Origin of the sequence: Microbacterium sp. RU33B (assembly GCF_900155915.1) — a bacterium.
GTDB lineage: Bacteria > Actinomycetota > Actinomycetes > Actinomycetales > Microbacteriaceae > Microbacterium.
Genome location: NZ_FTPO01000002.1, coordinates 116,976 through 141,240, shown reverse-complemented (window position 1 = coordinate 141,240; position 24,265 = coordinate 116,976). Strand labels below are relative to the sequence as shown.

22 protein-coding genes and 1 tRNA gene are annotated in these 24,265 nt (G+C 67.4%); 18 read left to right on the top strand and 5 right to left on the bottom strand.

Annotated elements, in window-relative coordinates:
* The first annotated feature begins 30 nt into the window (after nucleotides 1-30).
* A tRNA-Ser gene (locus B0B14_RS10325) sits at nucleotides 31-120 on the top strand.
* Nucleotides 121-273: 153 nt separating this feature from the next.
* Here B0B14_RS10325 and B0B14_RS10320 read toward each other — a convergent pair.
* Nucleotides 274-687, bottom strand: a complete 414-nt coding sequence (locus tag B0B14_RS10320; RefSeq protein WP_083710540.1) for a tyrosine-type recombinase/integrase — start codon at nucleotides 685-687, stop codon at nucleotides 274-276.
* Nucleotides 688-961: 274 nt separating this feature from the next.
* On the opposite strand from B0B14_RS10320, the gene B0B14_RS10315 reads away from it, so the two are divergent.
* Nucleotides 962-1,495 (top strand): hypothetical protein, encoded by a 534-nt coding sequence (locus tag B0B14_RS10315; protein ID WP_076681496.1) that lies wholly within the window; start codon nucleotides 962-964, stop codon nucleotides 1,493-1,495.
* Between the two features lie 339 nt (nucleotides 1,496-1,834).
* Here the strand turns inward: B0B14_RS10315 and B0B14_RS10310 are convergent, their stop codons facing one another.
* Nucleotides 1,835-3,079 (bottom strand): glycoside hydrolase family 1 protein, encoded by a 1,245-nt coding sequence (locus B0B14_RS10310; protein ID WP_076681495.1) that lies wholly within the window; start codon nucleotides 3,077-3,079, stop codon nucleotides 1,835-1,837.
* A gap of 235 nt (nucleotides 3,080-3,314) precedes the next feature.
* Here B0B14_RS10310 and B0B14_RS10305 point away from each other — a divergent pair, with 235 nt between their 5' ends.
* The 4 genes from B0B14_RS10305 to B0B14_RS10290 are packed head-to-tail and all read left to right on the top strand — an operon-like array spanning nucleotide 3,315 to nucleotide 8,718.
* Nucleotides 3,315-4,889 carry an ABC transporter substrate-binding protein gene (locus tag B0B14_RS10305; RefSeq protein WP_076681494.1) on the top strand — a complete coding sequence of 525 codons (1,575 nt, stop codon included), beginning with the start codon at nucleotides 3,315-3,317 and terminating at the stop codon, nucleotides 4,887-4,889.
* A gap of 54 nt (nucleotides 4,890-4,943) precedes the next feature.
* Nucleotides 4,944-5,885, top strand: a complete 942-nt coding sequence (locus tag B0B14_RS10300) for an ABC transporter permease (protein ID WP_256714354.1) — start codon at nucleotides 4,944-4,946, stop codon at nucleotides 5,883-5,885.
* A complete protein-coding gene (locus tag B0B14_RS10295; protein ID WP_083710539.1) occupies nucleotides 5,882-7,879 on the top strand; it encodes a dipeptide/oligopeptide/nickel ABC transporter permease/ATP-binding protein in 1,998 nt (665 codons plus the stop codon). Before B0B14_RS10300 ends, B0B14_RS10295 begins: the two co-directional genes overlap by 4 nt.
* On the top strand, nucleotides 7,876-8,718 hold the full coding sequence (locus B0B14_RS10290; RefSeq protein WP_076681493.1) for an ATP-binding cassette domain-containing protein: 843 nt from the start codon (nucleotides 7,876-7,878) through the stop codon (nucleotides 8,716-8,718). The genes B0B14_RS10295 and B0B14_RS10290 overlap by 4 nt, the downstream gene beginning before the upstream one ends.
* Before the next feature lie 13 nt (nucleotides 8,719-8,731).
* Here B0B14_RS10290 and B0B14_RS10285 read toward each other — a convergent pair whose 3' ends face one another.
* Complete coding sequence (locus tag B0B14_RS10285) at nucleotides 8,732-9,643, bottom strand: LysR family transcriptional regulator (RefSeq protein WP_083710537.1); 912 nt, start codon at nucleotides 9,641-9,643, stop codon at nucleotides 8,732-8,734.
* Between the two features lie 156 nt (nucleotides 9,644-9,799).
* Between B0B14_RS10285 and B0B14_RS10280 the strand changes: the two genes are divergently transcribed.
* From B0B14_RS10280 to B0B14_RS10260, 5 genes are read left to right on the top strand one after another with little or no spacing between them, the layout of a single operon-like run.
* Entirely contained in the window at nucleotides 9,800-10,345 is a 546-nt protein-coding gene (locus B0B14_RS10280) for a quercetin 2,3-dioxygenase (RefSeq protein ID WP_076681491.1), read from the top strand.
* Nucleotides 10,346-10,349: 4 nt separating this feature from the next.
* Nucleotides 10,350-11,120, top strand: a complete 771-nt coding sequence (locus B0B14_RS10275) for an alpha/beta hydrolase (RefSeq protein ID WP_218642079.1) — start codon at nucleotides 10,350-10,352, stop codon at nucleotides 11,118-11,120.
* Between the two features lie 32 nt (nucleotides 11,121-11,152).
* Nucleotides 11,153-12,109, top strand: a complete 957-nt coding sequence (locus tag B0B14_RS10270) for a nucleoside hydrolase (RefSeq protein WP_076681490.1) — start codon at nucleotides 11,153-11,155, stop codon at nucleotides 12,107-12,109.
* The gene (locus tag B0B14_RS10265) at nucleotides 12,106-14,373 is read left to right on the top strand and encodes an alpha-L-rhamnosidase (RefSeq protein ID WP_076681489.1); all 2,268 of its coding nucleotides are present in this window, start codon (nucleotides 12,106-12,108) and stop codon (nucleotides 14,371-14,373) included. Before B0B14_RS10270 ends, B0B14_RS10265 begins: the two co-directional genes overlap by 4 nt.
* Entirely contained in the window at nucleotides 14,366-15,253 is an 888-nt protein-coding gene (locus B0B14_RS10260; protein WP_256714353.1) for an alpha/beta hydrolase fold domain-containing protein, read from the top strand. The genes B0B14_RS10265 and B0B14_RS10260 overlap by 8 nt, the downstream gene beginning before the upstream one ends.
* A 15-nt stretch (nucleotides 15,254-15,268) precedes the next feature.
* Here the strand turns inward: B0B14_RS10260 and B0B14_RS10255 are convergent, their stop codons facing one another.
* Complete coding sequence (locus tag B0B14_RS10255; RefSeq protein ID WP_076681487.1) at nucleotides 15,269-16,084, bottom strand: IclR family transcriptional regulator; 816 nt, start codon at nucleotides 16,082-16,084, stop codon at nucleotides 15,269-15,271.
* Nucleotides 16,085-16,102: 18 nt separating this feature from the next.
* The gene (locus tag B0B14_RS10250; RefSeq protein WP_076681486.1) at nucleotides 16,103-16,657 is read right to left on the bottom strand and encodes a carboxymuconolactone decarboxylase family protein; all 555 of its coding nucleotides are present in this window, start codon (nucleotides 16,655-16,657) and stop codon (nucleotides 16,103-16,105) included.
* Between the two features lie 125 nt (nucleotides 16,658-16,782).
* Between B0B14_RS10250 and B0B14_RS10245 the strand changes: the two genes are divergently transcribed.
* The 7 genes from B0B14_RS10245 to B0B14_RS10215 are packed head-to-tail and all read left to right on the top strand — an operon-like array spanning nucleotide 16,783 to nucleotide 24,250.
* The gene (locus B0B14_RS10245; protein ID WP_083710536.1) at nucleotides 16,783-17,574 is read left to right on the top strand and encodes an SDR family NAD(P)-dependent oxidoreductase; all 792 of its coding nucleotides are present in this window, start codon (nucleotides 16,783-16,785) and stop codon (nucleotides 17,572-17,574) included.
* A 29-nt stretch (nucleotides 17,575-17,603) separates the two neighbouring features.
* Complete coding sequence (locus B0B14_RS10240) at nucleotides 17,604-18,383, top strand: SDR family NAD(P)-dependent oxidoreductase (protein WP_076681485.1); 780 nt, start codon at nucleotides 17,604-17,606, stop codon at nucleotides 18,381-18,383.
* A 31-nt stretch (nucleotides 18,384-18,414) separates the two neighbouring features.
* Nucleotides 18,415-19,290 (top strand): fumarylacetoacetate hydrolase family protein, encoded by an 876-nt coding sequence (locus B0B14_RS10235; RefSeq protein WP_076681484.1) that lies wholly within the window; start codon nucleotides 18,415-18,417, stop codon nucleotides 19,288-19,290.
* Complete coding sequence (locus B0B14_RS10230; protein WP_076681483.1) at nucleotides 19,287-20,135, top strand: fumarylacetoacetate hydrolase family protein; 849 nt, start codon at nucleotides 19,287-19,289, stop codon at nucleotides 20,133-20,135. Before B0B14_RS10235 ends, B0B14_RS10230 begins: the two co-directional genes overlap by 4 nt.
* Nucleotides 20,136-20,185: 50 nt before the next feature.
* Nucleotides 20,186-20,998 carry a nucleoside hydrolase gene (locus B0B14_RS10225; RefSeq protein WP_179085307.1) on the top strand — a complete coding sequence of 271 codons (813 nt, stop codon included), beginning with the start codon at nucleotides 20,186-20,188 and terminating at the stop codon, nucleotides 20,996-20,998.
* Nucleotides 20,995-22,233, top strand: coding sequence for an alpha-L-rhamnosidase N-terminal domain-containing protein (locus B0B14_RS10220; protein ID WP_076681481.1), 1,239 nt, complete (start codon nucleotides 20,995-20,997; stop codon nucleotides 22,231-22,233). Before B0B14_RS10225 ends, B0B14_RS10220 begins: the two co-directional genes overlap by 4 nt.
* A 49-nt stretch (nucleotides 22,234-22,282) precedes the next feature.
* Complete coding sequence (locus B0B14_RS10215; RefSeq protein ID WP_076681480.1) at nucleotides 22,283-24,250, top strand: glycoside hydrolase family 30 beta sandwich domain-containing protein; 1,968 nt, start codon at nucleotides 22,283-22,285, stop codon at nucleotides 24,248-24,250.
* The last annotated feature ends 15 nt before the right edge of the window (nucleotides 24,251-24,265 follow it).

Genomic DNA, 24,265 nt, shown 5'->3' with positions numbered 1-24,265 from the left:
GTCCGCGCGGCGTGACGTAAACTCGTCGGCGGTGACGTGTCCGAGCGGCCGAAGGTGCAACACTCGAAATGTTGTGTAGGTTCACCCCTACCGTGGGTTCAAATCCCACCGTCACCGCCATCGCCGAAGCCCCGAGATCCCTTGTAAACACTGGGATCGCGGGGCTTTCGTCTTTCTCGAAACGGGCTCGTGAGTAAGGAACGAGCAAAACCGCGCCGGAACGCGCGTCAAAGGGCCTGGCCGGCCCAGGGCGCCGGGGCCTCCGCGGAAGCGCTACGAGTCGAGGGTGCGACCGTGACCAAGCTCTCGGAAGCCGCCGGGATCCGTGGTCGGACCCTCGGCAATCAAGACAGTTCGCTGGGCGCTGCGAGCTCGACTGAGTGCGTCGGCCACGTAGTCGAGGTCGTCATCGAAGAGGTCGGCATAGGTGTCGAGCGTCATTGCGGCGCTGGCATGACCGAGCATTCGCTGCACAGCCTTGACGTTGGCGCCGGCGCTGATCGCGAGACTTGCCGCGGTGTGTCGCAAGTCGTGCGGTGAGATGCGAGGAAAATCGGGGTCTGTCCGCTGGGCGCGGCGGACCGCGCGGGCAAACCAGCCGTCCTGTGAGTTCGGGAGCCGCAAATGATCGTGGCCGTTCCCGAACATCAGCTGCTTCGGTGACTTGCCGCGCAGATCGATTCGCACGAATCCTTCGAGGAAGTCTGGGTAGGGAACGGATCGGTTCGAATGTGTTTTCGGCGTGCCCGTCCTCTAGAGAAGATGCTCGAGTCGGGGCTGCTGATCGCGGACCCGCCTCGGGCCGAGTGGGAGCGCGGCGGGCGAGTGAGATACAGCGTGAATGGGGAACTGGTCTCGCTGCTCTATCTGCAGCTGGGCCAGGCGCTCCGGATTCTGTGAGTACGTCGGAAGTTGCGAGTACCGTGAGATTCACGCTGAGTGGGTCGGTGAGGTGATCGGAATGGACGAAATCACGTTCGGTCAGCTTCTCCTCGCGAACGGGATGCTGGTGACCATCGTCAGCGCGGCGCTAGTGGTGCTGGCCGTAGCGTTGCTTGTGCGACGGCGTCGCCGATTCCGACGGATGCCCACGACGATCGACGGAGTCCGGATCGAGCCTCAAGGCGCCGTCGTCGATGAGGATCTCGTGATCGAGCAGAACTGGCGGATCACACTGCTGATGCACAACGTCACCCGCAAGCCAGCGGCTGTGCCGGCGCTCAGGCCACGGGCCGTAGTGGCAGCGGGGCATAATCAGTACGCCGCGACCGTCTACCTCGAGCGCGAAGTGCGTGAGCTCAATCCGGGTGACGCTCTGGTGGTCTGGGTGCTCGTCAGGCTGAGCGGTGACGAGGAGCCGCGGTTTGTCGAACTGGAGCACACGCCAACGGGGGTGGGTGGTCGCGTGGTGACGCTCCGAAGCCGATCGATCGCATCGCTGGCGACGCCGCCGAATCGGCACGTCGCCCCGCGCGCCTCTGGGCGTGGACACTGACTCGACGTTGGCAGCTGCGCCGCAGAGAAGGCGGTGAGATGCGCTACTTCCTCAATTCTCACTCGCGGGCTGGTTGATGGGCATGTGAAACGTCGATCCCAACGCGGAACCGCGGGGATTCGGCCGCAAAACCTACGGTGGGAATCTGCCCCACCGCAACTGTCCTCCGACCAGTCAAGATCGCGGAGCTCGTCCGCGGAGCGTCATAGTAGATGGCGCGTCGAGCGTCTTCGCATGTCGTGGCAACGTTGTGGGCCCGCCGTGGCGCGATCCCTCTACGCGATGTGCGTGTCGACTCGATCGGGATATGCTGCCCGCCGGTGAGTCACTCCTGCGCCTCTACAGGGCGCGAGCTTTTCGCACCAGCTCCGCGTACACGCCCGCGCTCGGCTTCGCCGTGCGCTCGTAAGTCTCGCGGTTCACCTCGTGCAGGCCGAGCTTGGGGCCGTAGCCGAAGATCCACTCGAAGTTGTCCATAAGCGTCCAGTGGCAGTAGCCGAGGACTGGGACGCCATCGGCGATCGCCTGTGCAAGACCCTCGAGCGACGGAGCGATGAAGTCGGCACGGATGCGGTCATCCGGCGTGCTCACGCCGTGCTCGCTCACCAGCACGGGCACGCCGCTGACGTCGTGCGCGTAGACGACGGCACCCCGCAGCGAGTCCGGCTCGACGGGCGTGCCCATCCCGTTGACGACCGCACCCTCGGCAGCGGGCACGAGCCCGTCCGGCCCGTAGGTGAGGCGCTCGTAGTTCTGCACGCCGACGAAGTCGTCGTCGCGCGCGAGTTCGAGCCAGTAGTCGTACACCTCGGCGCGCTTGCGGTCGCGGACCGCCTCTCCACCCGGCACGGCGACGTCGTCGCACATCGCGAGCGAGAGCCCCACGGGCAGGTCGGCGCGGCGTCGCTTGATGGCTGCCTTGCCCGCGACGTGGGCGTCCGTCATGCCGGCACGCATGCCGGGGAAGTCTTCGTGCAGCATGACGTTGCCTGCGCGGTAACGATCGACTCCGGCCTCACGTGCGGCGGCGTCCAGCGTCGCCGCCTCGAGTTCGACGATGAAGTCGGGCAGCCCTGCCCAGGTCAGCATTTCGGGCAGATCCGGCTCGTTGAAGGTGACGGCGAGGCGGATGCGGTCGCCGAAGCGGTCCATCACCACTCCGCAGTAGCGGGCGAACAGTTCGGGTGCCTCGGGGTCGAGCCATGCACCGCGCGCGGCGAACCAGTGCGGCGACGTGAAGTGGTTGAACGTCACGATCGGCGCGAGGCCGCGGGCGAGGCATCCGTCGATCACCGCTTCATAGTGCGCGAGGGCGTCCTCCGAGAATTCGCCTTCAGTGGGCTCGACGCGTGCCCACTCGACCGAGAAGCGGTAGGCGTTGAGGTTCATGCCGGCGACGAGGTCGAGGTCGGACTCCCAGAGTTCCCACCCGTTCGTGGCCCTTCCCGAACGCTCGCGGAACACCGTCGGCGTGACGTTCTCAAGAAACCAGGTGTCACTGGTGGTGTTGTCGCCCTCGTTCTGGTGGCCGGCGGTAGCGACGCCCCACAGGAAGTCGGCGGGAAAGGCGGAAGAAGTGGGCATGAGTGGTCCTCTCTGAACGCTCGCACCATAGCCGAATAGTTGTTCATTGAATGAAAGCATGTTTCACTAGGAAAAGTGAAGCGCAGCAGAATGTTAGGCGCTCGCTAACGCACCACCGAGTGGTTCCGAATGGCCAAACGGCCCCGCGGCACTCACTCTGTAAACGAAGGATCGCTCCCGAAAGCGGTCCGCGACACCGAAGTCCGCAGCAGCTAACCGATCACAGGAGATCAGGATGTCTCGTAGAACCACAGCACGTGGCGCCGCCGTCATTGCGGCGCTCGCCGTATCAGGACTCGCGCTCAGCGCGTGCACCGGCTCGGGAACGACCGACGGAGGCAGCGGCGAACCCGCCGACGCCTCGGTCCTCGTCATCGGGCTCGACTCGGACCAGGCCGCGCTCGGCTATGACCCGCTGCGTTATGGCTCCGGCCAGCGCATGTTCTTCGAGGGCATCTACGACTCCCTCTTCGTTCTCGACGAAGAGGGCAAGGTCATCCCCGACCTCGTCACGAACTTCGAGTACAGCGAAGACCAGACCCAGTTGACCCTCGACCTCGACACCACCGCGACCTTCGCGGACGGATCGACGGTCACCGCCGACCTCGTCAAAGAGAACCTCGACTTCCGCGGCGACCCCGACCTCTCGGCCTACAGCGGCTTCGCCGAGGGCGGCGAGCAGGCCATCAGCGACGTCACGGTCGTCGACGACGACACCGTCACCCTGACCTTCGCAGCCCCTCAGCCCGGGTTCGAGGCGAACCTCGTCATGCCGGCCGGCGCGATCGTGGGTCCCGCCGGCATCGCCGACCGTGGCAGCCTCGACGCCACAGCAGATGGTTCCGGCCCGCTCGAGATCGACGGCGACGCCACCATCAAGGGCAACTCCTACGTGCTTGTGAAGAAGGCCGACCACCCCGATGTGGACGCCTATCCGTTCGAGTCGTACGAGTTCCGGCCCATCCTCGACCCCGTGGCGCGTGTCAACGCGGCGATTTCGGGTGAGGTCGACACGGCGTACATCACCTCTGCCACCACGGCGCAGGCCGAGTCCGGCGGAGTCGCCGTGGTCGCCAACGGGGGTGTCGTGCAGAACCTGCTGCCGTTCGACAAGAAGGGCGCGCTCGCGCCGCAGTGGGGCGACGCTCGTGTCTGGAACGCGCTCTCGATCGCCATCGACCGCGAGACCTACGTCGCGGCGATCCACCCCGGCGACATCCCGACGGCCAACGTCCTGCCTGCCGACAGCCCCGGGTACATCCCCGAGCTCGAAGAGGAATTCGCCTACGACCCCGAAGCGGCCAAGGACCTGCTGGCCGAGGCCGGTTACGGTGATGGGTTCGCATTCGAGGTCATCGTCAGCGCACAGAGCCAGCGCGACTGGGAGGCGATCCAGCCGTACTGGGCCGAGATCGGTGTGGACGTCACCCTGAAGAACGCGTCGTCGACGGAAGAACAGTTCGCCGCCGTCCAGACCACGCCCGTGGGTGGCCCGATCGCGCTGACCTGGACGAACCCTCCGGGCAACGTCTTCGGAGTGCTGTTCGGCTTCGCGAACTTCCACAAGGCCGATAACCCCGCGATCCAGGGTGCCGCAGGGGCCTTCGGTGCCGCCGCAGGTTCGGGTGACGCAGATGCCCAGGCCGCCGCCCTCACCGATCTGAACCGCTCGATCGCCGAGTCGGGATGGCTGATCCCACTGTTCGAGCAGCTGTCGCCGTGGGCCTACAACGAGTCCGTCATCGACGAGCCGACGTTCCCCGGTACGGATTCGTTCCCGCTCCTGTCGACGCTGACGCCCGCGTCCTGACCACCTGACCCGGTGCCGACGACTAACGTCGGCACCGGGTCTCTGGGAGTGATGATGCTCACCTTCACTGTGAAACGGATCGCCTTCGCGATCCTCACGCTGTTCGTCGCGACCTTCCTCGCTTTTGTGCTCGTCCATCTGTCGGGCTCCACGCCCGGTGGTGTGGCGCTCGGTCAAGCTGCAACGCCCGAGCAGGTCTACGAGTACAACGTGAGCGTCGGCTGGTTCGACCCCTGGATCATCCAGTACGGCAACTGGGTCGCTCAGGTCCTGCAGGGCAACCTGGGCGTCTCGCTGATCGACGGGCGCGACATCGCCGATGACATCTCGAAGCGGCTCCCTGTCACGGCGGCACTCGCCGTCTTGGGCACTCTCCTCAGTGCAGTCCTCGGCATCGTGATGGGCGTCACCGCCGCTGTCCGCGGTGGGGCCGTCGACAGGGTGATCACCGTGCTCTCCGGCATCCTTCTCTCGCTGCCGGCCTTCTGGGTCGGCGTGCTTCTCGTCTACGTCTTCGCGGTCCAGCTGCGACTGCTGCCCGCGACCGGCTTCGTCCCGTTCGATGTGAACCCCGAGGCCTGGGCGCGGTCGCTCGTGCTGCCGGTCATCACGATCGCGTTGACGTCCATGGCCGGAATCGCCCGGCAGACGCGCGCATCGATGGCCGAGACCCTCACGCAAGAGCACATGCGCACGCTGCGCGCGGTCGGCACTCCGACGCATCGCATCATCTACGTGCACGCGCTGCGCGGAGCCAGCCTTCCGATCCTCGCGAGCGTCGCGATTCAGTTCATCATCCTGTTCGGCGGCTCGGTCATCATCGAGGTCCTCTTCGCGCTCCCCGGCATCGGCCAGGCAATGCAGGTGGCCACCGGATCCGCCGACCTGCCGTTCGTCCAAGCGCTCGTCCTCGTCGCGACCTTCGTGGTCGTCCTCGTCAACCTGGCGCTGGAGTTGCTCACCCGCACCCTCGACCCGAAACTGCGTGCGTCATGACCGTCTCGACGACCTCTATCCTGCAGCACCGCGCGCGGCCCCCGCGTCGCATCCGCGGCCGCGTGTTCCGTTCTCCGACCGCGATCGTCGCGATCGTCTGGTTGGTCGGGCTGGTCATCGCCTCGCTCACCGGACCCCTGTGGCTCCGCTACGGACCGCTCGAGCAAGATCTCTCGGCGGTCCTGCAGGGTCCCTCTGCGGCGCACCTCCTCGGTACCGATGAGCTCGGCCGCGACATGCTCTCCCGCGTCGTCACTGCGGCAGCGCCGACCCTGCTCGTCGCGCTGATCACGCCGATCGTCGCCGTCCTGATCACGGTGCCCATCACGCTCTGGGCGGCTCGGCGCGCGCGTGCCGAGACCGTCGTCAACCGCGTCAGCGAGATCGTGCTGTCGCTTCCCGGCACCGTCATCATCCTGGCGTTCATCGCCGCGGTCGGCACGAACATGCCGCTCGTGATGGCCGCGTTCGGTGTTCTGGTCTTCGGTGCGATGTATAAGGTCTTCTTCGGCCAGGCCAAGTCGCTGCACAAGCAGCTCTACGTGGAGGCCGCGGCCGTCGACGGTGTCCGGCCGATGGCCGCGAGCATCCGGCACGTCCTGCCCAACATGTCCACCACGGTGATCGTGCAGTTCGTACTGCTGTTCGGTGCGGCGATCGGGCTCCAGGCGGGCCTCGCCTTCATCGGCCTCGGCCCCCAGCCGCCCGAGCCGACGTGGGGCGGAATGATCCAGACCGCGTCGAGCTTCATCTTCCAGCAACCCTGGCTGATGGTTCCTACGGGTGCGGTGCTCGCCCTCACGATCATCGCCGCGAACGCGCTGGCCGACGTCCTCGCGGGCGGCACGGCGATGCCGCCACCGCTCATCTCGATCCGTCGGAAGAAGAACCGGGCGGATGCTGCGCCCTCCACGTCGACGATCGCTCACGTTCCCACGGAGGTGGCGGCATCCGTCGTTGCCTCCGTTCCCGCGGAGGAACGCGAACTGATCGTCGAGGACCTCGTCATCGGTGTCGACGACGGACCGGCGCTGGTCACCGGAGTCTCGCTGCGCGTGCGACCCGGAACCGTCATGGGCCTTGTCGGCGAGTCCGGCTGCGGAAAGAGCGTGACGTCGTACTCGCTGCTCGGACTGCTCTCGCCCGGACTTTCGGTACGCTCCGGGCGCATCGCCTGGGGTGGAGTCGACCTTGCGGGGGCAGGCGAGAAGACCCTGGCGAAGGTGCGCGGGCACGAGATCGCCTACATCTCGCAAGAGCCCACGCGCGCCCTCGACCCGATGTTCACCATCAGTTGGCAGCTCTCGGCAGCGATCAAGCGCCTGCGCCGCGTGAGCGGGGCAGAGGCGAAGCGGATCGCCGCCGAGCTGCTCACCAACGTCGGCATCGTCGATGTGCCCCGCGTCCTGAAGAGCTACCCGCACCAGATCTCGGGTGGAATGGCGCAACGCGTCGCGATCGCCCTCGCCCTCGCCGGCACCCCGCACCTGCTGATCGCCGACGAGCCGACCACGGCGCTCGACGTCACGGTGCAGGCCGAGATCCTCGGTCTGCTGCGACGACTCATCGCCGAGCGCGGCATGTCGATCATCCTGGTGACGCACGACCTCGGTGTGGTCGCCGACCTCTGCGACGAAGTGTCGGTGATGTACGCCGGGCAGATCGTCGAGACCGGGCCGGTACGCGATGTGCTCCTGCAGCCCGAGCATCCGTACACGATGGCGCTTCTCGCGGCGGACCCCCACGCGATCCTCAATTTCGAAGGCACCACGAGGTTGGCGTCGATCCCCGGTCAGGTTCCGCTGCCGGGATCGATGACGAGCGGATGCCGCTTCGTCGAGCGGTGCCGGTTCGCCCAGGACGTCTGCAGCACGACGATCGACCTTCAACCACGCGCCGAGGGAGACGGTGCCGTCCGCTGCATCCGTCGCGATGAGGTTCGCGGCCGACAGGACGAGTGGCGAGAGCCGATCACGATCGGAGAAGAACGATGACCGACGACCAGACACCGCTGCTCGAGGTGCGCAACCTCGTCATCCGCTACAGCAAGAGTGGGCCGAACGCGGTGGACGACGTGTCGTTCACGATCGCACGGGGCGAGACGATGGGCCTGGTGGGGGAGTCGGGCTCGGGCAAGACCACGATAGGCCGGGCGATACTCGGACTGCAGCCGGTCACCGAGGGCCAGATCATCTTCGAGGGCCGTGACATCACGCACGCCGGCGCGAAGGAGCGACGTAGCCTCCAGGGCGACCTTCGCGCCGTGTTCCAGGACCCGTTCTCGTCCTTGAACCCCCGACGTCCGATCGGCGACGCGATCACCGAGCCGCTGCGCGTCGCGGGTGTCGCGCGCGCCGAACGCGACCAACGGGCTCGCGCCGTCGTCGAGTCGGTGGGTCTTCCGGCGAACTCGATCCAGCGGTACCCCCGGCAGTTCTCGGGTGGCCAGCGCCAGCGCATCGCGATCGCGCGCGCGCTCGTCACCGACCCTCGCCTGGTCGTGTGCGATGAGGCGGTCAGCGCGCTCGACCTGTCGACGCAGGCGCAGGTGCTGAATCTCCTCGCCGACCTCCGCGCGGGACGCGATCTCGGCTACCTGTTCATCGCCCACGATATGGCGGTCGTCGAATTCCTCGCCCAGCGGGTGATCGTCCTCAATCGTGGACGCATCATGGAGCAGGGTGTCACGTCCGAGGTCATGAACAATCCGCAGCATCCGTACACTCGCGTGCTCATGGCAGCCTCACCGGTGCCCGATCCTGACGAGCAGGCGCGACGGCGTGAAGCGTGGAAGGTGCTGCGCTCCGAGGCGAAGGCCGCCGCGGCGGCCTGACGCGAGTCCTGTCTCAGTGGAATGCGGCGTCGACCAGCGGCGACAGCGACTGAGCGGTCTCGCGGAACGTCTTGACCATGGGGTTCGGCGAGTCGCTGAGGCTGCAGAGCACGATCGTCGCCGGCTCGATGTCGGAGACCGGGATGAACGCGAGCTCGTCCCGTCGATACTGACGCGACGCCGACTGCCCCGCGATGTTGACGCCCGCGCCGGCCGCGACGAGCTCGAACAGGCCGTCGACGCTGTCGGCCGTCGGACCGCGCCTCGGGCGCGTGCCGTCGGGTCGCGGATCGACGATCCACCAGTTCACGACCTCCGGGACGCCGCCGGCGACCGCCACGAAAACCTCGTCGTTCGTCTCGAGGATCGACACGGAGTCGCGGCCCGCGAGCGGATGCTCTGCGGGGACGACGAGGACCCGCGGCTCGAGCCACAGCGGCTCGATGCGCATCCGCGGCGGCAGCGGCATCGGAGACGGGGCGAACACGACGTCCACACGACCGCTCTCAACTTCCGTCGCGACGTCGAAGAAGCCGAGGCGGCGCATCTCGATGCGCGCCTGCGGGATGGCCTGCATGGTCGCCGAGATCGCCGCGGTGGTCAGCGCCCCTGCACCTGCGGCGACGACGCCGACCCGCAGCAGCGGGGTGCGCTGGTCGCGCTGCACCGAGCGACCCCATGCCAGCAACTGATCGTGGTCGTCCTGCACCCTTCGAGCGAGGGGGAGGAGCTCGCGGCCGTAGACCGTCAGCTCGACTTTGCGCGGGCTGCGGTCGAAGAGTTTCACGTCGAGTTGCTGCTCGAGCCGACTGATCTGCTGACTGAGCGAGGGAGGCGTGATCGACAGGCGCTCGGCGGCTCGACCGAAGTGCAGCTCTTCGGCGAGCACACAGAAGTATCGGACGACGTGAATAGGCACATCCATGCCCTGATCTTAGCCTCAGGCTAACGCCGAGTAGGGAGTACGAACTTCCGCGAGGTCAGCATTCTCGCGAGACTTGAGACATCTGGAGCGAGTCATCGGAACGGCCCGAGAGCTCCTGTTGCCTAACGGCATCCGCACACTTACAAGGAGGTAAGCATGACCACTTTCCCCACCGACGACCCCGACAAGGTGGCCTTCGCCGGGATTCTGCCGGCGGCTCCGAAGCCGTACGTGCTCGGCAATGGGCAGGGTGAGAAGTCGCTCGTCTTCGACCAACTGTTCGAGATCCTCGCCTCCGGCGACGAGACGAGCGATCAGTATGGAGCATGGACGATGAAGGCTCCTCGGGGCGACCGCATCCCCGCGCACATCCACCACCGCACGCACGAATTCTTCTACGTCGTCGACGGCGAGATCTCGGTGTGGATGGACGATCAGGCCGATTACCACTCCAAGACGACCCTCACGACCGGCGACTTCGCCTTCGTGCCCGCGGGTATCGTGCACGCGTTCAAGATCGAGAACACCACCACAGTGTTCGGCGCCGGCACGGCGGGCTTCGAGCGCTTCTTCCACGCGATCGGCCAGAAGACCGACGCCACCGAGCCGCAGGGGGTCTTCGTCCCGGACTTCTCCGTCATGCGCGCCGCGGGTGAGAAGTACTGGACGCAGTTCATGCCCGAGTTCCGATTCCGCGACTGATCCCGTGCCTGCGATCCTCGAGATCGACTACGTCCAGTGGGAGGAGTTTCGGCCTCTCTCGCTGGATCTGCGCGCGCCCGATGTCGACGGTGCGCCCGTCGTCGTCTTTCTGCACGGCGGTGGCTGGCTCCGCGGCAGCCGCAAGGTCTTCACTCCGGGCCTCAGCGATGCACAGTCCTTCGACCGCATCGTGGCCGCCGGGTTCGCCGTCGCGTCGTGCGAGTACCGACTGAGCGGCGAGGCGCGGTTTCCGGCGCAGCTCGACGATGTCGAGACGGCGATCGAGTGGCTCGCTCGGCACGGCGGAGAGTACGGGGTGGATGCTTCGCGCCTCGTGCTCTGGGGGGTGTCTGCGGGTGCGACCCTGGCCGCGCTCGCGGGGCTCGGCCGCGATGATGTGCGCGGGGTCGTGGACTGGTTCGGACCGGCCGATCTTTTCGCGATGGCCGACCACCCGATGGGCGACGCCCCCGAAGACACCCGCGAGGCGCGCTGGCTGGGGGGGCCTGCGGCATCCGTCCCGGCTCTCGCGCGTGCCGCGAGTCCGGCCCTCCAGGTGCACGCCGCAGCGCCACCGTTCCATATCGCCCACGGGACGGCGGATGAGCATGTGCCGTTCGCGCAGAGCGCGGCACTCGCCGCCGCGCTGCACACGGTCGGTGCGGACGTCGAGCTGCTCGCGGTCGAGGGAGGCCGCCATTTCTGGCAGGGGCTCGACGACACAGATCTGGTGTTCGACCCCGCACTCCGGTTCGTGGACCGGGTCACTCGCTGAACCGCCATCGACACTGACCAAAGGATCCCTCGATGCCAGCACGCGCCCGAGTCATCATCGACAACGACTTCGCCGGCGACCCCGACGGACTCTTCCAGCTCGCCCACCATGTACTGTGCTCGTCCGTCGAGGTCGTCCAGGTGATCTCGTCGCGGCTCCCGGATGTGATGATCTCGCCCGACCGCGATGCTGTCGGCGAAGGCGTGGTGGCGGCGGACGAGGTCCTCGCGCTGTCGGGCAGCTCCTTGCGGGCGATGCGCGGCGCACGAGAGGCTCTCGCGCTGTCTGCGGCGCCGGCCTCGTCGGTCACCACCCGGGCGATCATCCGTGAAGCGATGCGCGACGACACCGACATCCCTCTGTTCTACGCCGCGGGAGGTGGCTTGACAGACCTCGCGTCCGCCTACCTTCTGGAACCTCGCATCGCGGAGCGACTGACGCTGGTGTGGATCGGCGGCATGGGGTACGAGAGAGCAGCAGGCGACCCGGAGTTCAACACGAGCACGGACCTGCGAGCGGCGCAAACCCTCTTCCGCTCCGCCGTGCCGATCTGGCAGGTGCCCGAACCCACCTATGCGCAGTGCCTCGTCTCGTGGTCCGAGCTGGATCGTGACATCGCCCCCTTGGGCCCCCTCGGCGCGCACCTCGTCGACCGGTGGCGCACTTTCACCGATCGCATCGAGCGCATGCTCGGTGCGAGTCTCGGCGAATGCGCCGTGCTGGGCGACAGTCCCCTCGTGCTGCTGACGGCACTGCGGGGAACTTTTCGCGCGGAGCCGTCGTCCTCACCGTCGCATCTCGTGGCGCGGATGCCGATCCTCGACGACGGATCGTACGGCGAGCCCCTTCCGGGGCTCCCTCCCGTCCGCGTGTTCACAGGGATCGACATGCGACTGATGTACGCCGACCTCGTCACCACGTTGGCGGTCCGCGCACACCGCGCGGGCCACGACGTCCATGCCTACTCACCGGGAAGCGGATCACGATGACCCACGCGAAGATGATCGCGCCCGACAGCCCCACCGAAGCCGCACCGCTGCTGCGGACCGAGTTCGCCCTCGATGCCGGCCACGCAGACGTGGCCCGAGCGACGCTGCGCACCAGCGCGCTGGGCGCTGTCGAGGCGTGGGTGAACGGCATCCCGAGCTCCGACGAGCTGCTCGTGCCCGGGTGGACCAGTTATGAGTGGCGCGTGCGGGTGGTTGAGCATGACGTGACGGATGCGATCACCGAACGCACAGTGCTCGCTCTGCGCCTCGGCAACGGATGGTGGCGCGGATGGCTGGGCTTCACCGGCCAGCGCGCCGTCTACGGCGACGAGCGCGCAGGGTACGCCGAGCTCGAGATCGTCTTTGCCGACGGGCACGTGCAGCGGGTCGTGACCGACGAGTCATGGCGCTCATCGCACGGCGACGTCCTCGCCGACGACCTCTACAACGGCGAGACCATCGACGCACGGCTGCGCGAGGACTCGTGGTTGCTTCCCGGGTTCGACGACAGCGAGTGGGGGGCCGTTCACGCTGCCGATTTCGACCTCGAGAAGCTCGTAACCGAGGCATCCCCACCCGTCCGCCGCCTGAGCGAGTTCGCCGTCGAGCGTGTCTGGACGTCGCCCGCCGGCAAGACACTGGTCGACTTCGGGCAGAACCTCGTCGGCTTCGTGCGCGTCGCGGTGAGCGGGCCCGCGGGCACCGAGATCACCCTGCGGCATGCCGAGGTCATTGAGAACGGCGAACTCGGGACGCGCCCGCTGCGCCGCGCAGAGGCGACCGACCGGTACATCCTGAGCGGCGGCGAGGATGTCTTCGAGCCGACGCTGACCTTTCACGGGTTCCGCTACGCGGAGGTCACCGGGTGGCCCGGAGAGCTGGACCCCGCCGCACTCACCGCCGTCGTCATCGGCACCGACATTCCCGAGATCGGATTCTTCGAGTGCTCGGATTCCGAGCTCAACCAGCTGCACCGCAACGTAGTGTGGGGAATGCGCGGCAACTTCCTGAGCGTGCCGACCGACTGCCCGCAACGTGACGAACGCCTCGGGTGGACCGGCGACATCGCGGTCTTCGCGCCGACGGCGGCGTTCTTGGGCGACGTCGAGTCGTTCCTCGCGGACTGGCTGGTCGACGTCGAACTCGAGCGTCGCGCGACGCCGGAGGCGTCGGTGCCCGTCGTCGTGCCGAATGTCATGAAGTACCTGAACACCGGGTTCCCCGAGCCGGGCGCCACCGCGATCTGGGGTGACGCGGCGGTGTGGGTGCCGTGGGCGCTGTGGACCGCGTACGGCAACGAGCGCACGCTCCGGTCGGCGTATCCGCTGATGACCGCGCACCTGCGATCGGTCGCGGCGCTGCTGTCGCCCGAGGGGCTGTGGGACACCGGATTCCAGTTCGGGGACTGGCTGGATCCCGATGCCCCGGCCGACGACCCGGGCAAATCCAAGGCCCCCTCGGCGGTCGTCGCGACGGCCAGCGCCTACCGCACGGCCTCGGTGATGGCCGAGGCATCCGCCATTCTCGGTGAAACGGCCGACGCCGCAGAGTTCGCCGCCGTCCGTGACCGGATCGGGGAAGGATTCCGCGCGCACTACGTCGAAGACGGCCGGGTGCACAGCGACAGCGCCACCGCGTACGCCCTGGCGATCGCCTTCGGCATCCTCGCCCCGGACGACCGTCAGCGGGCCGGTGACCGTCTCGCCGAGGTCGTGCGCGCCGCCGGTCATCGCATCAGCACGGGGTTCGCCGGCACCCCGTTCGTCGCCGACGCCCTGACGCAGACCGGGCACCTGGACGATGCGTACGCGCTGCTCCTGCAGCGCGAAGCTCCCTCGTGGCTCTACGCCGTGACCATGGGCGCCACGACGATCTGGGAGCGGTGGGATTCGATGCTTCCCGACGGTTCGATCAACCCCGGCGAGATGACCTCGTTCAACCACTACGCCTTCGGTGCCGTGGCCGACTGGATGCATCGCACGGTGGCGGGTCTCGCTCCGTTGGAGGCCGGCTACCGTCGCATGCTCATCGCTCCACAGCCCGGTGGCGGGCTGACGTGGGCGGGCTCGAGCCTGCAGACGCCGCGCGGCACCGCCGCGGTGCGGTGGGACCTCGATGGGCCTGATCTCCGGGTCGAGGTCACCGTGCCCGAGGGCGCAGAGGCCGTACTGCGCCTCGCGCGACGCGAAGATGAGGCACTGGCGCCCGGCATCCATGTCCGAACGATCCCGATGTACATCCCCGAAGGAGAAACCCGTGGTTGACACGTATGACGTTCCGCTCGAAGCCGCCGGCTTCGACTTTCGCGTGAGGGTCTACCCCGCCGATTCACCGAACGGCACGGCGCTGGTATGGCTGCACGGCGGGGCCTTCATGTTCGGCACGCTCGAGATGCCCGAAGCGGATCAGGTCGGACGCAGGCTCAGTGCGCTCGGCACGACCGTCGTCTCGGTCGACTACACGCTCGCGCCCCTCGACGCCGTGTCGGCGCTGGGTCCGCCTCCCGAGGATTCGGGGGCGCCCTCGCCGGAAGAGATCCGTGCCGAGATCGAGGCAGCGGGTCCTCGCGCCCGATTCCCGGTCGCGTCGGTGCAGACGGTGGCAGCCTTCGACTGGGCCGTCGAGAATGCCGCTGCGCTGGGCGCCCTTCCGACCCGGATCGCGCTCGGTGGCGCCAGCGCAGGCGGCAATCTCTCGACCGGCGCCACCATGCGGCTGCGAGATCGGGGCACGTCGATGCCGAGCCTGCTCGCGCTGGTCTACCCGTCTCTGCACGACGGGATCGTGGCTGCGAACGCCGAGCTCACCGAATTGCTGAAGGGCGTCCCCGCGTCGCGGATCTTCACCCCGGAGTCTCGTGACGGGATCAACCGCAATTACCTCCCCGACGGCGACGACCCCGACGGCTACGCGTTTCCCGGCGGTCACGACGTGGCGGGTTTCCCGCCCGTGCTCATGGTCAATGCCGAGCTCGACAGTCTGCGCGCCTCGGGTGAGGCCTTCGCGTCCGAACTGGTGCTGGCGAGCGTCGATGTGCACGTCGTGCGCCAACGCGGAGCCATGCACGGGTATCTCAACGAGATCGGGCATCCGTCCGCGGAACGCACGCTGTCGCTCATCGGCACCGCCGTTGCGGGGCGCTGAACCGCGGCTTCGGCGTCAGGTCGCGCGCAGCAACCGCGAGATGTCGTCGGCCGTCGCGCGCACGCGCTCGAGCAGGGGGCCGCGCAGCGACTCGAGGTCGTGCCGCGACGACGCGACGGCGATGTTGATCGCGGCCGCGGGCCTGGCGGAGTCTCGTCCGAACACCGGCACCGAGACCGAACGCAGCCCGGCGGCGACCTCTTGATCCTGCAGCGCGTAGCCCTGCTCTCGGATGACCGCCAGTCGTTCGCGCAGTTCGGTGAGCGAGCGCGCGGCGTTGGGTCCGGCATCCCTCGCGAAATCATGACCCGCAAGGGCGCTCGCGAGTTCGGATTCGCTGAGGTAGGCCAGCAGGAGCTTGCCCATCGAGGTGTACGCGGCCGGAAGAGTCGATCCGACCTGGATGTTCGCCGTCACGAGGTCGGAGTTGCGCAGGCGGGCGAGGTAGAGCACCTGATCGCCGACGAGCACACCGAGGTTGACCGTCTCGCCGGATTCTTCGGCGAGGTGCCGCAGGGGCTGTTCGCTCAGCTGCACGATGCTCGACCCGCGCAGTGCGGCGGAGCCGAGCAGCAGGACCGAGACGCCGGGACGGATGCTGCCGTCCGGAAGCCGTTCGAGGTAGCCGCCTTCTTCGAGGGTGGCGACCACGCGGAAGGCGGTGGGCATGGGGATGCCGGTGCGGTCGCAGATCTCGCGAAGCTTCAGCGACGTGGCCGACTCGTCGAACAGCCGCAGCACATCGAGGCCCTTGGCGAGCGCCTCGATGCGATAGCGACTGCCGGTCTTGGCGGCCTCGGAGCCACCGTCCGTCGTGTCATCGGCTTTCATAGAGTGAAACCGTATCATTCACTCGACGCGGAACACGCGCAGTTGCAGGGCCAGCGTCGAGTAGTAGCCCACGAGCGCGGTGAGTTCGAACACGCCGCCGATGCCGAGGGCGGCGGATGCCTCGGACCACGCGACGTCCGACAGATCGCCGTCCAGCAGGGCGATGACCACGGTGCCGACGAGACGCTCCTCGCCCTCGAAGACATCGACGTCCAGGGCGCGGATCGCCGCCAGTTCGACATCGGTGAACCCACTGGCGCGGGCGATCGCTTCGTGCGATTCGCGCTCGAACGCGCTGTTCCAGTGGGCCGCCACGAGGAGGATCGCGAGTTCGCGTGCGCGATCCGTCAAGGCCGTGCGATACCGGATCGCAGCGCCCAGCTCTTGCTGCGCTGCGCCGACGGCCGGCGATCGCAGCATGAGGTCGAAGGGCCCGCGCAGCGATCCGTCCGCCGCCGTCAGCGCGAAGTGCTGGACGCCCTGTGCGCGGGGGCCGCTGGTGATCGTGGTGTGAAGCGCGCGCTGCTGCGCGTCCAGTTCGCCGGGCGTGAGCGGGCGGATGCGGTGGGTCATGCGCGCCTCCTTCTGCAGGTGTCTCTTCGGCTCGGATTGACAGCCTTCACCTTAGCGGGTTACATTCACTTAGCGAAAGTTACTTTTGCTGAATGAACAGACCACGAGATGGCAAGGAGGCGTCGATGTCGATCGAGGCCCAACTCGACACCCGCGCCGACGCGAACTGGCTCGGATTGACCGGTGCCCGTGTGCTCATCGCCGGCGCGGGCGGAATCGGCGGCGCCTGCGCGCTCGCGTACGCCCGGGCGGGGGCATCCGTCGCCGTCATCGATCGCGATCAGCGTGCTCTCGACGCGATCGGCGCCGAACTGGGGGCGCTCGGCTCCCGCCACGAGCTGCTTCAGGCAGACCTGACCGAACACGGCTCGGGGCAGCGCGTCGTCGCCGAAGTCGTCGACCGGCTCGGCGGGCTCGACGTCATGCTGCACGCCGTCGGCATCAACGACCGCCGGCCGATCCTCGAGTTCACCGAAGACGAATGGGACCACATCCTGCGCGTCAACCTGTCGTCGGTCTTCGGGCTCGCTCAGGCCGCGGGCCGCCACATGGTCGACCAGGGCTACGGCCGCGTACTCGCGCTCTCGAGCGTCTCGGGTCTGCTCGCTCACCACTCGCACGGACCGTACGCGGCATCCAAGGGCGGCATCAACCAGCTGCTGCGCGTGATGGCGCGAGAGTGGGCGGCATCCGGAGTGACCGTCAACGCACTCGCGCCCGGCTACATCGAAACCCCGCTCACCGCGGGGGAGCTCGCCAAGCCCGGCAAGCGAGCCGACCTCGAGAGCCTGGTTCCGGCCGGCCGCCTCGGCACCCCCGACGAACTGACCGGCCCCGCGCTGTTCCTGTCGTCACGTCACGCCGGCTTCATCACCGGCCACGTGATGTACATCGACGGCGGCCGCACCCTGGTCTGAGACCTACCGAGACGACAGGAGACACCCCCATGACCCAGATCTTCCCCCGCTTCGCGGGCAAGACCGTGCTCGTCACCGGCGCCGGCACCGGCTTCGGCGCCGAGATCGCCGTGCGCGCCGCACAGGAGGGCGCGAAAGTCGCTGTGCACTACCGCTCGTCGAAAGCAGGTGCCGAAGCGACGCTCGAGCGCATCCGCGAGGCCGGCAGCGACGGCATCCTCGTACAGGCCGACATCGGCTCGTGGGACCAGATCAAGGAGATGGCCGATGAGGTCTGGGCTGCGTTCGGCACCCTCGATGTGCTCGTCAACAACGTCGGTGATGTCTCAAGCGAGCAGATGAACTGGGACGCGCTGACCCAGGAAGCCCTCGACGCGGTCATCGACATCGACGTCAAGGGCACGCTGCTCATGACCCACGAGTTCGGTGAGCGGATGCTGAAGCAGGGGCACGGCAACATCGTGCAGGTCGGCTCCACCGTGATCGTCCGCGGCTCGGCCCGCGCTCCTCAGTACGCCGCGGCGAAGTACGCGATCCTCGGCATCACGAAGTCCTACGCCAAGGCGTTCGCCCCCGCGGTGCGCGTGAACACGTTCGCGCCGGGCTTCATGGAGACCGAGCGGCTGATCAATCGCGAGGACTGGAAGGGCGGTCGCCGCGAGGTGCTCATCTCTCAGACGCCGATGGGCGTCATCCCGCCGCCCGAGTTCGTCGCCGGCGCGTGCTTGTGGCTCGCGACCGACGAAGCAGCTCACCTCACGGGTGGCTACATGCTCGCCGACGGCGGCTTCAACATGGTCGGCGCCTGAGCGCGCCACCGAGATCTAGGAGATAACGACAATGAAGCTCATCACTTTCGACGGCGGCCGGGTCGGCCGTTTGGAACTCGAAGAGGGGACCGTCATCGAACTCGACGTGCCCTCGACGCGCGAGTACTTCGAGCGCGGTGGCCATGTCACCGAGACCGGCGAACGGCTCGCGTATGCCGACGTGAAGCTCGAGGCGCCGATCCGCCCGAAGAAGTTCTTCCACACCGCCGGCAACTTCGCCGACCACCACAACGAGCTCACCGCCGTGGACTGGTCGCACCCGGTGCACAAGGGCATCGTGTTCTTCCAGAACATCGATGCGATCATCGGCCCGGACGATGAGATCGTCTACCCCGAGGGCCTCACGAAGGAGCTGGACTACGAGCTTGAGCTCGGCATCATCATCGGCAAGTCGGGCAAGTTCTTCGGCCCCGACGAGGCGGACGACTACATCGCGGGCTTCACCGTGTTCAACGACATCACCGCGCGCGACATCCAGCGCAAGGAGATGGAGTCGGGCGTCTTCTCCTTCTCGAAGGGCATCGACACGTTCTGCCCGATCGGCCCCTGGATCGTCACGCGCGACGAGGTGCCCGACATGCATGAGCTGCCTATGCAGCTGCGCGTGAACGGCGAGGTGCGTCAGCATGGCAACACGAACCAGACGCGCATCAAATTTCCGCACCTGGTCGCGTACCACTCGCCGCAGATCTACAGCGCGGGCGACATCATTACGACCGGCACCATCTCAGGCGTCGCCGCCGTGCAGCCGAACCCCTTCGACTTCTACTTGAAGCCCGGCGATGAGATCGAGGCCGAGATCACCGGCATTGGGACGCTGCGCAATAAGGTCATCTCGTGGGAAGAGCGCTACGGCGAGCCCGCGCCGCAGCGGGTCGACTGGTGAGAATCGCGAACCTCGGCGGTCGCGCCGTCGTCATCACGGAAGCGGGCGCGATCGATGTCGAGCGGGCGTCGGACGGCCGCTTCGGCCCCGATCCGCAGGATCTGGTGGAAGCGTGGGCGGAGTTCTCCGCCTGGGCGGGCGACGCTCTCTCCGAGTTCCAGGAACGCATCGCCTTCGAGGCGGAGCTGCTGTCCGCACCTGTCCCTCGCCCGCGCCAGGTGTTCGCGATCGGTCTGAACTATGCCGAGCACGCGGCGGAGGCAGGCTACCCGCCGGACTCGATGCCGGTGACGTTCACGAAGTTCCCGTCGTCGATCGTCGGCGCCGACACCGTGGTCGCTCTTCCTGAGGGCAACGTCGACTGGGAGGTCGAACTCGTCGTGGTGATCGGCCGTGAGGGGTACAAGCTAGATCGCGAGAGCGCGTGGGACCACGTCGCCGGCCTCACGATCGGACAGGACATCTCCGAGCGCATCACGCAGATGCAAGGATCTGCCCCGCAGTTCAGCCTCGGCAAGTCGTTCCCGGGCTTCGGGCCGACCGGGCCGTGGCTTGTCACGCCCGACGAGTTCGCTAACAAGGACGACCTCGCGATCGCGTGCAGTCTGTCGGGCGAAGGGATGCAGTCCTCGCGGACCTCGATGATGCTCTACGACGTGCCCGAGCTGCTCGTGCGGCTGTCGGCCGTTTGCCGACTGCTGCCGGGTGACATCATCTTTTCGGGGACCCCTTCCGGCATCGGCAACCGCCGCATCCCGCAGCGCTTCATCGGACCGGACGATGTGCTGGTCAGTGAGATCGAAGGAATCGGCACGCTGACCACGCGGTTCACCGCCGGCGACTGAGCCCGTCCGGCTCGAATCGAGGAGGCACCATAGCAGGGCTGCGATGGCGGGTGATCGTCGACAACGACTTCGCCGGTGACCCGGACGGGCTGGTCTCGCTCGCGCACGTCCTGCTGACCGACGACGTGCGGGTGGAGCTCATCACCTGCTCCCCGGTCGATCCGGTGCTCGCCCACCTGGCGGGCATCGACGCTTCGGCGACGGCATCTCTCGGGGCGCGCACCGCCCACGCCCTGCTCGGGGTGCTCGACAGGGCCCACCACGACATCGTGGCCGTCGCCGAGGACTTCACCGCCGGCGGCGAGCCGTCGGACGCCGCGCGGGCGATGGTCGAGGTGTGCGTGCGCGAGTCGGACACCCCCGAGTCCGGCGTACCCCTCGCGATCCTCTGCGGCGGACCGCTGACCAATGTGGCGGCGGCGCTCGCCCTCGAGCCGACAATTCGTGAACGCGCGACCCTCGTATGGATCGGCGGGAGCTCCAGTGGTGGCCCCGAGTACAACCGCGATACGGATGCTCCGGCCGCAGCATCCGTCCTCGCGTCGGGCATTCCGGTGGCGCAGGTTCCGCTCGAGACCTACGAGCGCCTGCGCGTGTCGGTCGCCGAGGTCCGGGCTGATCTCGCCCACGCCTCGTATCCGGGCAGTTGGCTGGCCGATCGCCTGCTCGACCTTCCCGCGTTCGTCACCCTCCACGGCGTCATCACACTCGGCGACAGTGCACTCGCATCGGTCGTCGCGCTCGACCCGGGTTTCCGGCCGGATGCCGGCGGTCGCGTGGTCGCAGACTTCGACATGCGGCTGCTCTGGGGTGACCTCCTGGCGAAGCTCCGGCTTCACCATCGCGAAGCGGACTCCGGGTGAGCGCCGTGCACGACCTCCGCGTCGAGTACCTGCAGTCCCCGATCGGGATCGGTACGCGCACACCGCGGTTCTCGTGGATCGCGGACCACGCCCAGGACGCGTATGAGCTCGTGGTCACCGCCGGCGATCGCGTGGTGTGGCACACCGGCGTCGTCGAGAGCGCCGAATCGTCGCTCATAGATTACGCGGGTGAACGGCTCGCCTCGAACACCGCGTACCGGTGCCGCGTGCGCAGCCGCGCAGGCGACGCATGGACTGACTGGGTGACATCCGCGTTCGACACGGGGCTGTTGGATGCCGACGACTGGGTCGCCTCGTGGGTCGAGCCCGCGCAGCAGGACGCAGTCGTGGAGCGGTGGAGCATTGTGGACTGGATCCGCGGGCTCGGACCTCAGACGCCGCCCGAAGAGCGTCTGCGCCCACCGCAGCTGCTGCGGCAGCAGTTCGTCGTGCGCGAGGAGCTCGTGCGGGCGCGGCTCTATGCCACCGCGCGCGGCGTGTACTCCGCGTTCGTGAACGGGCGGCCCGCCGACGACCAGGTACTCGCGCCGGGCTCGGACTCGTACGAGCACCGCATCAGCGTGCAGTGCTACGACGTGACGGCTGCGCTCGTGGAGGGTGAGAACGTGCTCGGCGTCGCGCTCGCCGACGGGTGGTGGGCCGGCCGGCTCGGACTCACCGGATCGAGCGCGCAGTTCGGCACGCGCACGTCGGCGATATGGCAACTGCACCTCGAGTACGTCGACCGCACGACCGAGGTCACCGCCTCGGGCGCCGACGTGCGCAGCACGACCGGGCCGTGGGCGTACGCCGATCTCTTCGTCGGCGAGCACTACGACCGGCGCGCCGTGCCCACGGCGTGGGATCGCGCGGGTTTCGACGACGGTGAGTGGATGCCGGTCGCCGAGGTCGGTCGGGACCACGACGTGCTGCGGTCGTTCATCGGCGAGCCGATCCGCCGGGTGCTCAAGCGTGCGGCGGTCGAGGTCGTCGAGACCCCCGAAGGTGCGATCGTCGATTTCGGCCAGGTGATCGCGGGCCGCGTGAGGCGAGGTCCGCGTGATCAACTACGAGGCCGACCCCGCGCGCGACTCCGTCTTCATCGACGACGGGCTGCCGTACTCGCACGCGCACTCGGCGTTTCCCGCAATCGAGTACGGGTCAGCGGCGATAACCATCGGATCCAGAGCCTTACTGCGATAGACACCGGGGCGCCCGCCGCCTATTCTCATTGAAACGTCCAAATGGGCTGCGCCCTGCTCGTTCGTCTCAAGGAGGAGATCAATGGGGTTGAGGATTGAAGCGCTTCACTCACGGTTGCTTGCCGGGCTGACGGCCCTGGCTCTCTTGGGAGCGATTGTCGTCGTCTCCGCGGATTCGAGTAGGGCTGAGACGCCGGTCGCGGAGGTCACCTGGAGTTCGGAGGATGGGCAATACGCGGTCACCGCGCGGCCGGATTTGCCGCTTGCGGCGACGGGGTCTGCTGTGCCGGACACTCTCATCGATGTCGATCCGGGGGCGGAGTATCAGCGCGTCTTCGGTCAGGGCCAGTCGCTGGAGAGCAGCAGCGTGTGGAACATTGCACGCCTCTCACCGGCGAAGAAGGAGGAGGTGCTTCAATCGCTGTTCAGCCCCACCACCGGAAACGGCTATGACTTGATCCGGCTCTCCCTCGGATGCGCCGACTTCTGCTCCGAAGAGTTCTACACATACAACGACACCCCCCCGGGGCAAACGGATGAGTCACTTTCCGGGTTCTCCATTCAGAAAGACATCGACGCCGGCATCATCTCGATCGCCCAGCGAGCACGTGAGATCAATCCCGGCGTCCGGTTCTATTTGTCGATGTGGTCGGCGCCGGCGTGGATGAAGACGAACGGCAGCCTGATCAACGGTGGGTTCGTCAAGCCTGAGTACTACGACGAACTTGCCCGCTACCAGCGACTGGCGATCCAGGCCTATGAGTCGCACGGCGTCCCGATCGCGGCGATCACACCGCAGAACGAGCCACGGGTGATCATCAACTATCCGACCGGCGAGTGGACCGGCGAGCAGATGCGTGACTACATCAAGGGGCATCTCGGCCCGGAACTGGAACGCGCGGGCCTGGGCACCCAGATCTGGGTCGGTGACGACAACCCTCCTCGGCTCCGCGACTTCGTTCCCCCGATTCTGGATGACCCGGCCTCGGCTCAGTACGTGGATGGCGTCGCGATCCACGACTACAGCGGCGATGACCCCTCCGTGCTCTCCGAATTCGCGTTGCGGTATCCGGGGATGCCGATCCACCTCACGGAGCGCAGCTATTACGGGATCAACGGGGAGGCGAACAAGGTCGACGGCAACTGGCAGGCGGGGCTACGACGGGTGATGGAGCTATACCGTAACGGGCTGCAGAGCTGGACCTACTGGCTCAGCTTCCTCGACACCACGGGCGAACCCAACACCGGCCCTCTCCGCGCGGAATGCTGCTCCCTCCCCTTCACGGTTCCCGCCGGGAACCTGGACTCCGTGACCGCAAACCGCGACTACTACCTCTACGGACAGCTCTCCCGCTTCGTCCGCGCCGGTGCTGTACGCATAGGGTCCAGCCAGACATCCACCGATATCAGCAACGTCGCCTTCCGGAACCCGGACGGCACGATCGTGGTCGTCGTCGCCAATGGGGCAGCCAGCTCGCGGACCGTCGCGCTCAGGTCGCCGGATGGTGTGGTCACCGACACGTTGCCGGCCATGACCGTCGGCACCTACCGCTGGGACTCGTCGGTGACCCAGACGGACGAGCGCCTGGGAACCTTTCAACTGGTGAACAAGGCGTACCCAGACCTGGCGGTGCAGAACACCCGCGACGCCTACCTCGCGAATCCCGACGCCACGCATGCCGTCGCGACACCGAGCGCATGGAACACCATCGAGCAACAGTGGGTGATCACCAGCGCAGGCGACGGCTACTACCGCCTCACCAGCCTCAGTTCGCCAACGCGGGTACTGCACACCACCGGGGAAAACTACGCCGGCTGGTCGACCGTGTGGAACGTCGCTGCCGTGTCCAGCTCGCTCGGTTGGGACGAGCAGCTCTGGCAGATCGTGCCCTCCGGCGATGGCTACTACCGGCTCCTGAACAAAGCCCGAGGCACCGCGCTTCAGGTCACCGGGGAGCGCTACGGATCCTGGCCGAACGTGCACCCACTGGCAAGCGGTCCGGCCAGCTGGAACATCCCGGAACAGCAGTTCCGTCTGGTAGGCGGCTGACGTCCGCGGTGACGT